This window comes from Metabacillus lacus (assembly GCF_009674805.1).
Taxonomy (GTDB): domain Bacteria; phylum Bacillota; class Bacilli; order Bacillales; family Bacillaceae; genus Metabacillus_C; species Metabacillus_C lacus.
Genome location: NZ_WKKI01000066.1, coordinates 1 through 15,252 on the forward strand (window position 1 = coordinate 1; position 15,252 = coordinate 15,252).

Here is a 15,252-nt window from a genome sequence, read left to right on the forward strand (position 1 = left end):
CCTTATGAAGGACATTTCTCATGTTATTCCACCTAGTTTTGTCCTTCATCTCCCTTATGAAGGACATTTCTCATGTTATTCCACCTAGTTTTGTCCTTCATCTCCCTTATGAAGGACATTTCTCATGTTATTCCACCTAGTTTTGTCCTTCATCGCCTTTAAAAATCTGAAATCATTATGCAAATCACCAATTATTAACGTTTATTCGGTTTTTAGAATTGCTAACTAAATTTTCATCTATTGTTATTCTGTGTAACTTTTTGAAGGGTGCAGCGTCTAATGAATTGAACGTTATTTTATCAGCCGGAGGATTAAACTTATGAACTCAATTTGGAAACTAACACTTACAATGACTTTGGCAGCAGCTCTCATAGCAGGCTGTGGCACCAGCAGCAACAATACTTCAAGCAATCCGGAGGAACCTCAGCAAAGCCCTGTGGAAGAGAATGAAACTCAGCAGCCGCAAAGTGATGAGAATGAGGATGCAGGAAATGCAAATGGAGGAAATTCTAATGAAGGTAAAGAAACTCCTCCGGAACAAGATTCCGCAGTAGATGAAGCAAATGAGACTCAGCCTGAAGAAGATAACCAAACGGAAGAAGGTAGTCAGCCCGAGGAAGATGAGGATTCAGGGCAGATGATCAGACTGTTTGAACAAAACATTACATATCAGGCAGAAGGACAAATGTATGAAGAAACTGGTTTCCTCCAAGAAAGTGAAAACCAGGACTTCTCCATGTATGTAACGGAAGATTTTCAGCTTGAAGCCGAAGAACCTGGAAGAGACATTCTTTTTTATAAAGAAAATGACGCAATCTCTATGCGCATAGAGCTTCTTGCTGATGATGCTGATTGGGAAGTCATTGAAAAGGCTTCAGTAGAGCAGATTCAAGAAGTCAGCAGTGAGTATGAGGAAAATGCCTGGGCAGGAGATTGGTCTGAAATAGAGGGAACTACCCTTTTATCGGCTAATAATGAAGATACAATTTTTCATATTTTGGTTGTGAAGGACCACCCTTCTCTTCCAGCAATGAAACTAACACTGCAGACTCCGCTTGAAGGCAGTATGTCGACAAAGATGGCTGAAATGGCCAAAACAATACAAAACAAGCAATAATATCTCAAAAAGAGCTGCACAATCTGCAGCTCTTTTTGTTTCCATTTTCCCTCTCATGCTTTTAATGGTATAATTTTAACGACAATGTTAGATGGAGGACGTTAAATATATGATTACTGTACAAAATGTAGGTTTACGATACGGTGACCGCAAACTGTTTGAAGATGTTAACATAAAATTCACTCCAGGAAACTGCTATGGATTAATCGGTGCCAACGGTGCTGGAAAATCAACGTTTCTGAAAATACTTTCTGGTGAAATAGAAGCACAAACCGGTGATGTTCACTTAGGTCCCGGAGAACGTCTTGCTGTTTTAAAGCAGAACCACTTTGAGTATGAAGAGCATGAGGTTTTAAAAACTGTTATTATGGGCCATGCAAGGCTGTATAAGGTCATGCAGGAAAAAGACGCAATCTATATGAAGGCGGATTTTTCTGATGAAGATGGTATGAAAGCGGCAGAGCTTGAAGGTGAATTTGCCGAATTGAACGGCTGGGAAGCTGAGCCTGAAGCTGCCATATTGTTAAAAGGTCTTGGAATCGGTGAGGACTTGCATGATAAGAAAATGGCTGATTTAAACGGTTCAGACAAGGTGAAAGTGCTTCTGGCACAGGCTCTCTTTGGCAAACCTGACGTACTTTTGCTGGATGAGCCTACGAACCATCTTGATTTAAAGGCTATTCAATGGCTGGAAGAATTTCTGATTAACTTCGAAAATACCGTTATTGTTGTTTCTCATGATCGTCACTTTTTGAATAAAGTATGTACTCATATCGCCGATTTGGATTATGGAAAAATTCAGATTTATGTCGGCAATTATGATTTCTGGTATGAATCGAGCCAGCTTGCAGCCAGAATGGCATCTGACAACAATAAGAAAAAAGAAGAGAAAATCAAGGAACTGCAGAATTTCATTGCTCGCTTCAGCGCCAATGCATCAAAATCCAAACAGGCTACTTCAAGGAAAAAGCTCCTTGACAAAATCTCTTTGGATGATATCAGGCCATCATCAAGAAAATATCCTTATGTAAATTTCACTCCTGAGCGGGAAATTGGTAATGATTTGTTGAGGGTTGAAGGACTTACAAAAACAATTGACGGTGTCAAAATACTTGATAATGTCAGCTTTATTATGAACAAAGATGACAAAATTGCACTTGTCGGGCAAAATGAAATTGCCAATTCCACCCTGTTTAAAATACTATCAGGTGAAATGGAACCAGACAGCGGGACATATAAATGGGGCGTGACTACTTCACAAGCTTATTTTCCAAAGGACAACTCAAAATACTTTGAAAACAGCAATGAGACCCTTGTCGACTGGCTTCGCCAATTTTCTCCTGTTGATCAAAGTGAAAGCTTTCTAAGAGGATTCCTGGGCAGGATGCTATTCTCCGGTGAGGAAGTTCTCAAAAAGGCCAGTGTTTTGTCAGGAGGAGAAAAAGTTCGCTGTATGCTCTCAAAAATGATGCTGAGCGGTGCAAACGTCCTGATGCTGGATGATCCGACTAATCATTTGGATTTGGAATCTATCACAGCACTGAATAACGGCTTAATCAGCTTTAAAGGATCCATGCTGTTTACATCCCATGATCATCAATTTGTAGAGACAATTGCCAACAGAATTTTGGAGATTACGCCTAACGGTGTCATTGATAAGCAAATGACATTTGATGAGTATCTTGAAAATGACGAGCTTCAGAAGCAGGTTGCTGCTCTATATGCATCATAAAAATTGATTCATGTACACACGCTGAGTGTGAACCCGAAAAATCATAAGATTGTACACAAAAAGGCATTGGTTGATCCAATGCCTTTTTTATATGCTATGACAACTCTATATACTCCTGACCTGCTCAATATGTTGTAAACCTGAAGAATCTTTGAAGTGCATAGAGCGTTCTTTTGAATGGAGCTATCTGCTCTTCTTTATATGTTTCCAGCGGAAGAGTAAAAATGCCATCTTCATTATTCCAGATTCTCTCGAAATAACTTTGTACATCCTGAAACGGCTTGGCCTCTGCGGGTCCCTCCAGCTTGATATTGTTTTCAAGGTTTAAATCATCCAAATTTCTTCTTGTAAAATTGGCTGATCCGCTAATAACAACTGCATCAGCACCGTCTCTGATATACATCATTTTAGTATGATACTGTTCAAATTCAGTATTATACCATCGTATATCAATATTACCTTCAGAGTTCTCAATCAGTTCTGAAGCCACCGGTCTGTTCGGCATTCCTATTTTCTGTTGTCCAAATGCATTTTCATTGGGATCTAGAACTAATCGGATATCCGCTCCCCTATCTGATGCATTTAACAACTCTGTAATGACCTCTTGATCTGCTAAGTAAAACATTCCAATCCAGATTTCACTTTCAGAAGAAGCATTCCTGATCGTTTCCAATAGGGATTGCAGTATTTTGCCTTCTGTCAGCAGCTGCAGTTCCAGATCTCCCCCCTGCTCTCTTTTTTGATATTGAGGAAAGTCAATGTGTTCTCCCGAATAGTCAGCCACGGCTTTTTCACTTTCAATAATATCCTGAAGTATATTGCCTCTTACTTCAAATGCTGTATTGGAATGAAATCCGCTTGCATCATGAGGATTAGCTGAAGGAATGAGAGCCCCTTTGTCAGTGGCAATTAATTTTCGGTGATTCGCTTTTACATTGAGTAGTTTAAGATAGGACCTCAGCGTGACATTTGGAGCTTCTGCTGCAAAAGGATTCGGCAGCCAGCCGGTTCCTTCCTGACCAAACCATTGCAAAAATATTCTCCATACTGAAGAGTAAAGAGGATTAGAATCTCTTAAAGATTCCATTTCACTCATTACGACAGGAATCCCTGCAGCTTTCATTGCTTCAAATTCAGGAGAAGCATGCGAACCATAAGTCGTGTTTACCTCGTCTGATATAAAAATGATCGGCATGTCGGGGTTTTCCTCTTTCCTTTCAATAAGAAGTCCGGCAAGTTTGCTGCTTAAATCAGGAAAAGGAATGTCTTCATCGTAATAGCCGTTAAATAGGAACATATCAACGATAATAAAATCCTCTGCTTCAGAAATTAAGTTCCACGCACGTTCAAAAATTTGCTGCTCATGCTTCAATTCCCCGTCACTTTCAAAAGTTAAATCATATAAAAAAACTGCATCTTCCTCTGTTACCTGATGAATTTCACCCGCGTAGGAAATTCCTTCAGGCAAATCTTTATGAGTATGATAAATGATGACAGGTATACATAACAAAATAATAAAAATAGATAACAAAAATCTTTTTTTCTTCACCAAATCCGGCACGAAGCTCTCTCCTTTAACGCCAATGCGCAATTGTATCTGTTTCTTTCCCCTAAAAATACTTACATAAAACTTTGGTGATCCCTTTTTAAAGATAGAAAGAATTCTTCAAGCTTTGTAGAAGCAGAAATTTTTAAGAAAACAAAAAAGAAGATCCGCTTATTAAAACGGATCTTTCAGCAATCAATTCTGTTTACCATCGGTATTTTTCACAAATTTACCGTGATCTGGTATTGCAGCTGTGTCAAAGGTTCTGGATAAGATCTTCAGCTTTGTTGCAAGTTCTTCTCCTGTCATCGGAAGACCATGTCCGGTCACTGCAACTCTGGGTGCCAGCTGTTCCAGTTCTATTACTGATTTCCATGCTGCCTCCCAATCTGTTGTTAAATAGCGTGGCGGTCCGGTCAGCTCCTGTTTTTGTGTAAGCACCTTATATAATGAATCTTGTCTGACAGTTACAAAAGCATCACCGGCAATCATTGCCCTGTCCTCTTCCCTGAACAAAGACACGTGACCCTCAGTATGTCCTGGTGTATGAATCCATCTCCAGCCAGGCATAAAGGGAACATCACCTGATTCCGGCAGCTTATTTACCCTGCTGCCAAGATCAATTCCTTCATTAGGAAACATACCCGACATTTTAGCAACAAGTCCTCCCTCTACTGTTGTATCAGGTTCGGGATAATCTTTTTTTCCAGTAAGATATGGAAGCTCCAATTCATGTGCATACACAGGAACATCCCATTTTTTCAAAAGCTCTCCCAAAGCCCCTATATGGTCAAAATGCCCATGTGTCAAAATAACAGCCTCTGGGCCTGCTCCTTCTCCGAACCTTTCCTCTGCGGCTTCAACTATATCATCAGCGGTCCCGGGCATTCCAGCATCTATGAGTACCCAGCCTTCCCTTCGGCCTGCTGTTCCTGCAAACAGCACATTCACAACCTGAATGGGAAAACAATAAAGATCTGGAAGTACAGGGATACCAATTCCGCTTGAAATTGAGGTAACCGGGATGAACTTGTCCTGCATATTGTCTTTCATATTGTATGCCTCCTTTGTAATCTTCCTTAACCATACCCAAAGAAGTTTTTTCGTATTCCTAAAGAGGGGAAGCTGATTGAGGAAACATATTAACAACTTCCCAATGCTAAAAGCTGTTCATCAATAGAACAGCTCAGCGCCGAGATCTCTAGTTTTGATCTTACTGAGTGATTTCTTTAGCAATCAGTAACTCATTCTAATCGCTTTGTTCGCATTTCTGGCATCATTTTTTAACAGTTCATTCAAATTATGGACTGGATATAAACTCCGCTTATTCATATACTCAAATATCTTAGCATGCCATTCAACTGCACCTTGAAAATGCCTTAAAAAGACTGTACGCAGCATGGGTGTAGCTGTTTCTGCCAAGGCACCGGCGTACTGCATGATTGAATGTTTGGCGGCTCCAAGAAGCTCACCGGCATAGTAACCCTTATCTTTGAGCTCTCTGGGCTGATCTATTGTTGGAGCATAGGGAAGAAATTGCAGCAATTCCCTTAAGTTATTTTCTGTCGCTTTTATGGAGTATTGATAAAGTGATTTTAATTCTGGACAATCAACATTTTTATAGGCGGATTTAAAATTAATCAGGCTGTTTGTCTGGGCGGCAATCAACTCGTGAAGCTCCAGTGTTTCATGAAGCGCTAAAGTTCCGGAATTCGTCATATCATAGCTCTCCCTTCCTATTTACGTCTTTCTATAGATTATTCAGGAGCATGAGCAGTGTGCCTATCCTTACTGTCTGTCTGCGTAAAGTGAATAAATTTGCTGAGCTAGTAAAACCTTTTATGAAAGGAGGCAGATAAAAATGAAAAAAGAATTAGAAGATATCTACACAGCGCAAGCGACCAAGAAACAAGAAATCACAATCCAAACTGACGGGTCTTTTCCCAATAAACAAAATATAGCAGGTGATTCCGTAGACGCCCATAAAGAACAGGAGCTTGCCAATTCCATTATTGGAGGAGAAGAAATAGAGCAGCAAAATAAAAATCTCTAAATACAAAAAGGTGCTGTCAAAAGCACCTTTTAGACTTTCTTGAGTGTATACCCTTTTTCTCTCCAAATGTGCAGAATACACTTTTTAAACGATTGAAAAGTTTTCACTTTAAAATCCATTTCTCCTAATACAATTTGCTGAGCCAATGAGGGGCGCAGGCCGACAAAAATTGTTTCTACTCCCATTAATTTCAAGGCAGAAACAATGGCGTTGAGCGAATGCGACATATTCTCTTCCAGACTTGTATGTATGCCTGTAAAATCAAAAATAATTGTTTCTGCACTTCTTGCCGAACTTTCAGACAGCACTTTTTCCCGCATGGTATATAGCCTCTGCTCTGTAAGCGTCCCAGATAAGGGAACTAAAAGAGCCGTATCAATCGATGTTTCAATAATGGGTACCGACATCTCTTCAATCAGCTTATTTTTAGCTTCTACTTCATCCTGATAATCCGTTACATCTTTCCAGGTAAGGATGTAGCCCTGCTTCTTTTCGTCAGTGCTGTAAAAAATATCTACGTTAATTTCCGCGGCAAAACGGTTAAACAGCTGAATACTGGCTTTATGCGGAAAAGGACCATTTTGTAAAATCTCATTTTGGCTGCTTCCATGAAATTGTTTTATACTTATCCCAATAAAGTCCTGGGGATTATTAATGCCAACATAAGGGCCGACTTTCTGAAGAAGCTTTCTGGCAGAAGAATTAAACCAAATAATGTTCAATTCATTGTTTGCCAAAATCAAATTTTCACCTATACTGTTCAATAATTGTTTATAATCCAGGTCGTTTAGTTGAGTTGAACTCATTTTTGCTTCCCCTTTCAGTCCCAATACACTACACTCATTATATATAAATCTTTCTAAATAGATATAAAAAATATGCTTCGGGAGGCTGCCGATATGTTAACAGAATCAACCTTTACCATAGAGCGCAATAAATTTAACATCCGGGGCAGAAAATGGATTCCTCAAAAAGAAATAATCGCTGCAGTTCAAATCTCGCACGGTATGGCTGAACATATTGGCAGATACAGCCGGTTTGCACAACAGTTGGCGAAGGAAGGTTTTGCTGTCTATGGAAACGATCATCGGGGACATGGATCAGTCATAGATAAAGAAAACATTAGAGGTTACTTTTCAAAAGAAGATGGATTTGAAAATGTCACAGATGATTTGTTCGCTGTCACAAAACTGATTCAGCAGGAACACCCGCGCCAGCCTGTATTTTTGCTCGGCCACAGCATGGGCTCTTTTTTGGCAAGGCGTTATATTCAAAAGTACGGCGATGAATTAGCAGGCGTCATTCTGTCTGGAACTTCTGGAAATCCCGGCTTGCTCGGAGCAGCGGGAATCATGATATCACGTTTCGAGTCAAAGAGACTGGGAGAAAAAACACCAAGCAGCAGAATGAATACATTGACGTTTGGATCTTATAATAAAAAATTTCGCAGACATGCCCGTACTGAATTTGACTGGCTGACAAGAGATGAAGATGAAGTGGATAGATATCTAAACGATCCTGACTGCGGAGGGATTTTTACTTCAGGTTTTTTTGAAGATCTCCTCTATGGCCTGAAGACAATCAACCTTAAAAGCAATCTAGAACAGATGCCTAAAAACCTCCCAGTTCTGCTGATTTCAGGAGAAGAAGATCCAGTTGGAAACTTTGGAAAAGGTGTCAAACAGGCTTATCGCAGCTATGTGCAGGCAGGAATGAAAGATGTGGAGCTGAAATTGTACCCCGGCGCCAGGCATGAACTTTTAAATGAAGTGAATAAAGAAGAAATAGATCAGGATATTCTTAGTTGGATACTAAAAAGAATATAGAACCCTGACCACAGTCAAGGTTCTGTTCTATATTCTGCCATTATTCCAGAAGCAGCATGCTCTCCTCTATTCCCTCTTCATCAGCAAGATCAGCAGCAGTTAAACCTTCACTGTTTGGAATTTGTGGATTGCTCCCTTCTTTAATCAACAACCTGATCAATTCTTCATCACCATTATAAACTGCATTGTGAAGAGGTGTATTTCCGTAGTCATCCTGACTGTCTACATCTGCACCGTTTTGCAGCAGCAGCATCACAATCTCACCGAACTGCCAGTATACAGCCAAATGAAGAGGTGTGTAACCGTCCACACCTCTCATCGTTACATCCGCACCGTTTTCAATCAATGCTTTAGCAATTTGAGTTTTTTCCTGAGTAGTGTCATTTTCTGAATATTCATCGACCGTAGCTGCGTAAAAGAGCGCCGTATTTCCATAGCTGTCTGCTGCATTAGGATCTTCTCCTTTCAGCAGGAGAGTTTGTGCAGCAGACAGGTCACCTTCATAAGCAGCAAGCATCAATGGAGTTGATTCTTCAGATTCTAAGACTGCATTAGCATACCAGTTGGAATTTTTATAAAGCTGAAATCCCACAATCACTGTACCTACAATCAATGCAAGACTCAAAAACAGCCCGCCGAAAATGTAAAATACAGCAGATGAAGTTTTGAAACTGATTCCATTTGTTTCTCCATGAAAAAGGTTTCTCACATGAAAAATCCGTTTTGGAAGAGGCGGGTGGCTCGAAAAAACTTCGCTTAGCCAAACAAAAAAGTTCCTTTCCATGCTTGCCTGTTTCATGTATTGATAAATATCTACCTGTTGATACAGAACTTTTCCGGATGCTAATAAAGTTAGTGCTTTTTCTGCAGCAGTTGGATCTGTGATTTGATGGGCAGCTATTCCGTCACAAGTATATTCACAGGCCCGGGTATAAGCAGTTCCCAAGAAAGGAATCCAGTTACCTGGAAGAATTAGCATGAATTTGAGTATATGATTTCTTTTAATGTGTGCAAGCTCATGGGCAATTACAAACTCTATTTCCTTAGTACTGTTTTCCAAACCCATTTCAAACAAATCTGAATAAAGAACAACCATGTTTTTACCAAAAAAGCGCGTAGCGAATGCATTTAACATTCCACCTGATTCAATCACATACATGTCAGGTGTTTTCAGCAGGCCCATTGCCTCTGATAATTCCTTATTCCGCTGATGCATCTCAGGAAATTGTTCTGCTGTAATTTTCACTCCATTTCCCCTTACATAGCCGATATGTACAAGTTGCATAATGATTGGAATCAATAGCAAAAAGACCAAAAGAGGTATTCCGATAAAAGTAAAAGTTAATAATGCATAAAGAGGAATACTAACAAGAAGAAGCAGTACAAAGTAAATTCGTTCTTTTTTATAAATATAATGTTCCATACTATCCTCCTAAAATATGTCATACTTTAGAAGTATATTTGATAACTAGTTTAATCACAATACTTTTTTCCTATTTTGGAAAAACTTTTCTTATAACTTCATCAAACAAGTAAGGTTTCTTTATCAGCTGCTGGAGATAACTGAAACCCCCTCTTTTCAGTGCCATGTTAAGAAAGAATACCTATAGGGAAATAGTGGAAAATGAATATATGAAGCTCAGTAAGGAGAATATAAGGGGTAACTCAGGACGAAGGAGTGAAGTGATTGACAGCTGGAAAAAAGCCAGGACAATATCAGGACAACCATGAACAATATAGGATGCCGGATGCTTTAAAACAGGAAAAAGATTATTCCTATCGTGTCGGCTATGAGTCTACTACAGGAAATGAAACGTCACCGGATCATACAGTGAATGGAAAAACGAATAAAAGTTAGAAAAGCCGCCTGCTGGCGGCTTTTTATGATGAGATATCCTGAAAATAGTCCTTATAATATCCTCCAACTTTGCCTGTATTATCTACGACAAAGTAAAACTCTTCAGTTTCATTTTTCACTTCATATGTATTTCCTGCTGTCAAAGCGCGGTTCACAATATATTTTTCTGCATCTGTATGAACACATTTTACTGCTTTAATTGTTTCACGGCTGTCCCAGTCTAAATGAATCATTATGACTGCCCCCTTTTATAGTTTCTTTTTTCATTTTATTAGTATACTGCTGCTTTTGCAATGAAACAAGCTGAATTTAGTCATGCTTCTCCTGGTTCCTCATACATTTGTAGGGATGCAGTATATAGGGGGCCGGAAAGATGTTTAAAAAATCTCTAGCATTAATGGAAATAGAAAAGCTGATATCCTCCTTGCGTGAACAGCAAAACAGGAACGGTTCCTGGCATTTTTGTTTTGAAGGCGGGCCGATGACTGATTCATTTGTTATTATGCTGTTTCAGTCGCTTCAGCTGCAGGAAGACTCACTGATCAGGAGTCTTGCAGAAAGGCTTCTCGCAGCTCAGCAGCCTAACGGGGCATGGAAATTGTATGAGGATGAACCAGAAGGAAATCTTACAGCAACTGTACAGGCATATAATGCTCTGCTATTTGCAGGTTCACTAAGAAAAACTGACGAGAAAATGAAAAAAGCTGAACAATTTATTATAAAAAAAGGCGGTTTAAAGAATATTCACTTTATGACAAAATGGATGCTTGCAGCAAACGGCCAGATTCCTTGGCCTGCAGGTTTCTACATACCCATGCATCTTCTGCTTCTGCCTAGAAGCTCTCCTCTTCACTTTTATTCTCTTAGCAGCTATGCAAGAATTCATTTTATCCCCATGATGGTTGGTCTAAACAAGAGGGTGAAAATAAGGTCGCCTCATACGCCTGATCTCTCGCATCTATATAGGACATCAAGAGAAGAATTATGGAAAGCAGAAGAACATGAGGAAAGAGGAATCCTGAAAGCGATTCAGGAAGAAACCATGAAAGCAAAGCAGCTTCCTTTCTATTTGAAACAAAAAGGTTATCATTATGCAGAAAAATATATGCTGAACAGAATTGAAAGAGATGGACTGCTTTTAAGCTATGGAAGTGCCACTATTTTCATGATATATGCCCTTCTTGGGCTGGGATATAAACGTTCCTCCCCTCTTATTCAAAGGGCGCTAAGGGGATTAAAATCTCTTGCCTTTCCGCTGAAACATACTTTTCATATTGAAAATTCGACTTCAATTGTTTGGGATACCGGCTTGTTAAGCTATGCTCTTCAAAGAGCAGGCATCAGCAAGAATCATCCTATGGTAAAAAGTGCAGTTCAGTATCTCTTATCTAAGCAGCACAATCGTCTAGGAGACTGGAGTGTGAACAATCCAGGAACGCACCCTGGCGGCTGGGGATTTTCAGAGACCAACAGCATTCATCCCGATAATGATGATACTGCAGCAGCGCTTAGAAGTCTTAGCGGCTGGGCAAAGTCTTCTGACGCCGCCGGTGCAGCCTGGACAAGAGGAACAAATTGGCTTCTTAGCATGCAGAATAAAGATGGCGGCTGGGGAGCTTTCGAAAAAGACGTGAATTCCCCTCTCCTTACACTTCTTCCTTTAGAAAATGCAGGGGATGCAGCTACAGATCCGTCTACCGCTGACTTGACAGGGAGAGTATTAGAATTTTTGGGTCACTATGCCAAAGTCAAGGTTGGCCATCCATCAGCAGACAGAGGAATCACCTGGTTGAAACAACATCAGGAAAAGGATGGAAGCTGGTATGGAAGATGGGGAGTCTGTTATATTTATGGCACTTGGGCTGCGTTGACTGGCCTTCATGCATGCGGAACTCCACAATCTGATAAGGCGGTTAATAAGGGGATTACCTGGTTAAAAAGTATCCAGCTGGAGGACGGAGGATGGGGAGAGTCTTGCAATAGTGCTGAAATGAAAACTTTTATCCCCTTAACTGAAAGCACGATTGTCCAAACTGCATGGGCACTGAATGCCCTGCTCTGTTATGTGCCAAAGAGCGACAACTCTATTCAAAAAGGTATGGGGAGACTTTCACAATTGCTTACATCTGGCCCTTACGAAACCTACCCTACAGGAATTGGTCTGCCTGGACAATTTTTTATTAACTATCACAGCTATCCTGCTATATTTTCTTTATTGGCTTTTTCTGCATATTGTGCTGATGAATAGCTATTAATACTTGTAATTTATTGGTATAGTCATAGTATAGCAGGGAGGCAGGTGACAAAATGGATGTTTATGATGAAAGCGGTTTTGATAACTTTCTATTTCAGGCAGGGCCTATTTTTATTATAATTGTGTTCGTCATTATTGCAGGTGTCATCATATACACAGCTATAAGGAACTTTACTCAATGGACTCATAACAATGCCTCTCCTATCGTAACCGTAAGCGCCAGGGTTATTGGAAAACGAACTGAAATCAGTGGCGGAACAGGTGATACGAGGTCTTATTCAGTCTATTTTATTACTTTTGAAATTCAAGAACAGGAAAGAATTGAATTACAGGTCTCTGGAAAAGAATCCGGACAAATCATGGAGGGTGATTTTGGAGAACTGACCTATCAGGGCACGAGGTATAAAGTTTTTGAAAGAAAATAAAAGCAGCTGCCCGCTGCTTTTTTGCTATCTCAAAGAATTTGTTTTATCTTCAGCGTATTAATGGAAGCCAGGAGATCGGGACCTTTTTGATTTACATATTTTTCGTAGTGATTGGTATACCAGCCTCTATTCCGCTTATTGTTCAAAATGCACCTTTGCTATTGGTATTAGTATTTATCGTTGCAATTACGAATGTAGCAGTTTCCTTGTTAGCCGGAAAACTGGTTAAGGCAGATTTGGAAGAGATTATTCTTGCCAGCAATGCGAATATCGGCAGACCTACTACTGCGGCAGCTTTTGCCATTGCAAAAGGGTGGAAAAACCTAATCGGACCAATTTTGGTCGTTGGAACGGTTGGTTATATAATTGGTAACTATATTGGCACCACCCTAAACTTATGGTTTGCCACATTGATGTAACCTTTTATTTACCTGCTACCGGCATATTTAGCCGGGAGTTTTTTTTAATTCCTTACAAAAATGTTATGCCCCTTCCTACTCTGCTCACTCACCCACCCACCCAATCGTTTTAGCAAGCAGTGAAGTAAAATTCTCGTCCAGTAATTCTTCTTTATTGTGAGCAGGAGTCAAACAGCAAACCCGGCCTTTCCCATGATTGTGATACCATCCGGCGGTCGAATAACCGTCTCCGGATTCTGAAGTTAAAAAGATATTGGTATCCTTTTTATTCACTTTAACAAAATAATGCTCATCGTTTATTTCAAAAGATACTGGACCAAAAAGATCGCTTTCCTTTACACTTGAGTATTTTACTGGCGAATGGTGGTTAGGGTGATATTCAAAATGTCCTCTTAGCATTCTTGTATAACTGCTCTCCTGGGGATAGGAGGCCAGTCCTGAGTGCCACGCTAACCAACCGCCTCCTTGTTCAACATAGTTTGAAATGGCTTTTCCAATCTCCTCCGTCATCCATGTATCTACACTGTCATCAACAGGATTCAGTCGGTTTTCCTTGAAAAGGATTACGCCATCGGGGTTTTTCTTTAGTTCTTCCAGAAGTTGATCTGTTTCTATATATGCACATTCCATTGATTCTTTTTCATTCAACAAAGTGAGAACTCTGTGTAAGCTGCTTTTACTCCATTCTTTTGGATGATAGTAATCTCCTAAAAGAACAACTAATCTTTTCATCTATACCACTCCCGGTTGTGAATTTTAACCATTTAAACTCCAGCCTACTATCCGTCAATCCCCTGACATAACCTGTCATAAACATGGGGACTTTCTAAAACATCATAGGAACTTCTTGAAAAGCAAGATGTAAATGAATAACCCCCTTTACAACATGGTTACTTCAACTAGAAAGTTGACATAGATAACACATGCCTACTTAGATTAAACATCTAACTGACATTTTTATGAAATAAGTCACAAAGACCAAGCTCTCTCTACATAAATATTACGGAATGCTGAATTAAAGGAGGCTATATATTGAATGAACTTTCTTATGCTGAAGAAGTTTCAGCCTGGCTGCAGGAGTTAGAAACTGATTGGTACAAGGCAAAGTTACTGTTATCAGATGAAGTTGAAGCTGAGAGGCTGCTTTTATGGGAGGAATCATTGCGCCTGTTCAAGGAACAACTGATGAATGCGAGATATAGTGATGAGGAACTGGCACAGTCCGCTCAACAATTGTACAGCGGCTATCTTACTTTTTATCGAGCTGAACTGGAAGGCAGCAGACTGAATACAGTACCTATCGGGAAACATACTCTGCCTCCATTGCCCTACAGCTACAATGCCCTGGAGCCGTACATTGCTGAAGAAATTATGAGGCTTCATCATACAAAGCATCATCAGAGTTATGTAGATGGATTGAACAAAGCAGAAAATGAAATGAAAAAAGCAAGGGAAACAGGAAATTTTCAGCTGATCAAGCATTGGGAACGTGAAGCAGCCTTTCATGGAGCAGGTCATTATCTCCACACAATTTTTTGGTCAATCATGTCGCCTCAAGGAGGAGGAAGGCCGTCCGGCGAGCTGGCAAAAGCAATTGACACTGCTTTTGGAAGCTTTGATGCATTTAAAAAACACTTCAGTGAAGCCGCAAAAAATGTTGAAGCAGTTGGGTGGGCAATTCTTGTATGGGCACCCCGGGCGCATAGGCTTGAAATCCTTACGGCGGAAAAACACCAGAATTTGAGCCAGTGGGATGTCATTCCCATATTAAGCCTGGATGTGTGGGAGCATGCTTACTATCTTCAGTATAAAAATGAAAGAGGAAAATACGTAGATAACTGGTGGAATGTAGTGAATTGGAGAGAAGCTGAAAAAAGATTCAACGCAGCCAGTAAAATTAAATGGGAACCATTTTAAAGCATGGTTCATGTATGATTCATGCTTCAATCGAGTAGGAGGGGGTGACTAACCCCCGACCTCTCACACCACCGTACGTACCGTTCGGTATACGGCGGTTCAATT

At 40.1% G+C, this 15,252-nt stretch carries 15 protein-coding genes and 1 pseudogene; 9 read left to right on the top strand and 7 right to left on the bottom strand.

The annotated features are described in order from the left end of the window. Window positions 1-319: 319 nt before the first annotated feature. On the top strand, window positions 320-1,117 hold the full coding sequence (locus GJU40_RS18970) for a hypothetical protein (protein ID WP_154309625.1): 798 nt from the start codon (window positions 320-322) through the stop codon (window positions 1,115-1,117). Window positions 1,118-1,226: 109 nt separating this feature from the next. Beyond that, window positions 1,227-2,849, top strand: a complete 1,623-nt coding sequence (locus GJU40_RS18975; RefSeq protein ID WP_154309626.1) for an ABC-F family ATP-binding cassette domain-containing protein — start codon at window positions 1,227-1,229, stop codon at window positions 2,847-2,849. A gap of 124 nt (window positions 2,850-2,973) precedes the next feature. Here GJU40_RS18975 and GJU40_RS18980 read toward each other — a convergent pair whose 3' ends face one another. The 3 genes from GJU40_RS18980 to GJU40_RS18990 form a co-directional block, all read right to left on the bottom strand. Next, window positions 2,974-4,410 (bottom strand): phospholipase D family protein, encoded by a 1,437-nt coding sequence (locus GJU40_RS18980; RefSeq protein ID WP_343031630.1) that lies wholly within the window; start codon window positions 4,408-4,410, stop codon window positions 2,974-2,976. Between the two features lie 180 nt (window positions 4,411-4,590). After that, window positions 4,591-5,448: an MBL fold metallo-hydrolase gene (locus tag GJU40_RS18985; RefSeq protein WP_246188438.1), complete on the bottom strand. Its 858-nt coding sequence runs from the start codon at window positions 5,446-5,448 to the stop codon at window positions 4,591-4,593. Window positions 5,449-5,631: 183 nt separating this feature from the next. Then, window positions 5,632-6,114: a spore coat protein gene (locus GJU40_RS18990; protein WP_154309627.1), complete on the bottom strand. Its 483-nt coding sequence runs from the start codon at window positions 6,112-6,114 to the stop codon at window positions 5,632-5,634. Window positions 6,115-6,256: 142 nt separating this feature from the next. Between GJU40_RS18990 and GJU40_RS18995 the strand changes: the two genes are divergently transcribed. Beyond that, on the top strand, window positions 6,257-6,448 hold the full coding sequence (locus GJU40_RS18995) for a hypothetical protein (RefSeq protein WP_154309628.1): 192 nt from the start codon (window positions 6,257-6,259) through the stop codon (window positions 6,446-6,448). Window positions 6,449-6,477: 29 nt separating this feature from the next. Here GJU40_RS18995 and GJU40_RS19000 read toward each other — a convergent pair whose 3' ends face one another. Then, a complete protein-coding gene (locus tag GJU40_RS19000) occupies window positions 6,478-7,254 on the bottom strand; it encodes an STAS domain-containing protein (protein WP_154309629.1) in 777 nt (258 codons plus the stop codon). Between the two features lie 93 nt (window positions 7,255-7,347). Between GJU40_RS19000 and GJU40_RS19005 the strand changes: the two genes are divergently transcribed. Then, window positions 7,348-8,274 (top strand): alpha/beta hydrolase, encoded by a 927-nt coding sequence (locus GJU40_RS19005; RefSeq protein ID WP_154309630.1) that lies wholly within the window; start codon window positions 7,348-7,350, stop codon window positions 8,272-8,274. Window positions 8,275-8,314: 40 nt separating this feature from the next. Here the strand turns inward: GJU40_RS19005 and GJU40_RS19010 are convergent, their stop codons facing one another. Beyond that, window positions 8,315-9,697: a M48 family metallopeptidase gene (locus tag GJU40_RS19010; protein WP_154309631.1), complete on the bottom strand. Its 1,383-nt coding sequence runs from the start codon at window positions 9,695-9,697 to the stop codon at window positions 8,315-8,317. A gap of 264 nt (window positions 9,698-9,961) precedes the next feature. Here GJU40_RS19010 and GJU40_RS19015 point away from each other — a divergent pair, with 264 nt between their 5' ends. Beyond that, window positions 9,962-10,132: a hypothetical protein gene (locus GJU40_RS19015; protein ID WP_154309632.1), complete on the top strand. Its 171-nt coding sequence runs from the start codon at window positions 9,962-9,964 to the stop codon at window positions 10,130-10,132. A gap of 23 nt (window positions 10,133-10,155) precedes the next feature. Here the strand turns inward: GJU40_RS19015 and GJU40_RS19020 are convergent, their stop codons facing one another. Then, window positions 10,156-10,365, bottom strand: a complete 210-nt coding sequence (locus tag GJU40_RS19020; protein WP_154309633.1) for a DUF6501 family protein — start codon at window positions 10,363-10,365, stop codon at window positions 10,156-10,158. Window positions 10,366-10,505: 140 nt separating this feature from the next. Here GJU40_RS19020 and GJU40_RS19025 point away from each other — a divergent pair, with 140 nt between their 5' ends. From GJU40_RS19025 to GJU40_RS19035, 3 genes and pseudogenes are all read left to right on the top strand, one after another. After that, window positions 10,506-12,380, top strand: a complete 1,875-nt coding sequence (locus GJU40_RS19025; protein WP_154309634.1) for a terpene cyclase/mutase family protein — start codon at window positions 10,506-10,508, stop codon at window positions 12,378-12,380. 59 nt (window positions 12,381-12,439) lie between these two features. Then, window positions 12,440-12,811 (top strand): DUF2500 domain-containing protein, encoded by a 372-nt coding sequence (locus GJU40_RS19030; protein ID WP_154309635.1) that lies wholly within the window; start codon window positions 12,440-12,442, stop codon window positions 12,809-12,811. Between the two features lie 44 nt (window positions 12,812-12,855). After that, a pseudogene (locus GJU40_RS19035) lies at window positions 12,856-13,230 on the top strand (DUF819 family protein); the annotation flags it as partial. Window positions 13,231-13,314: 84 nt separating this feature from the next. Here the strand turns inward: GJU40_RS19035 and GJU40_RS19040 are convergent. Beyond that, window positions 13,315-13,962 carry a ThuA domain-containing protein gene (locus GJU40_RS19040; protein ID WP_154309636.1) on the bottom strand — a complete coding sequence of 216 codons (648 nt, stop codon included), beginning with the start codon at window positions 13,960-13,962 and terminating at the stop codon, window positions 13,315-13,317. Between the two features lie 300 nt (window positions 13,963-14,262). Here GJU40_RS19040 and GJU40_RS19045 point away from each other — a divergent pair, with 300 nt between their 5' ends. Further along, window positions 14,263-15,147: a superoxide dismutase gene (locus GJU40_RS19045; protein WP_170289458.1), complete on the top strand. Its 885-nt coding sequence runs from the start codon at window positions 14,263-14,265 to the stop codon at window positions 15,145-15,147. The last annotated feature ends 105 nt before the right edge of the window (window positions 15,148-15,252 follow it).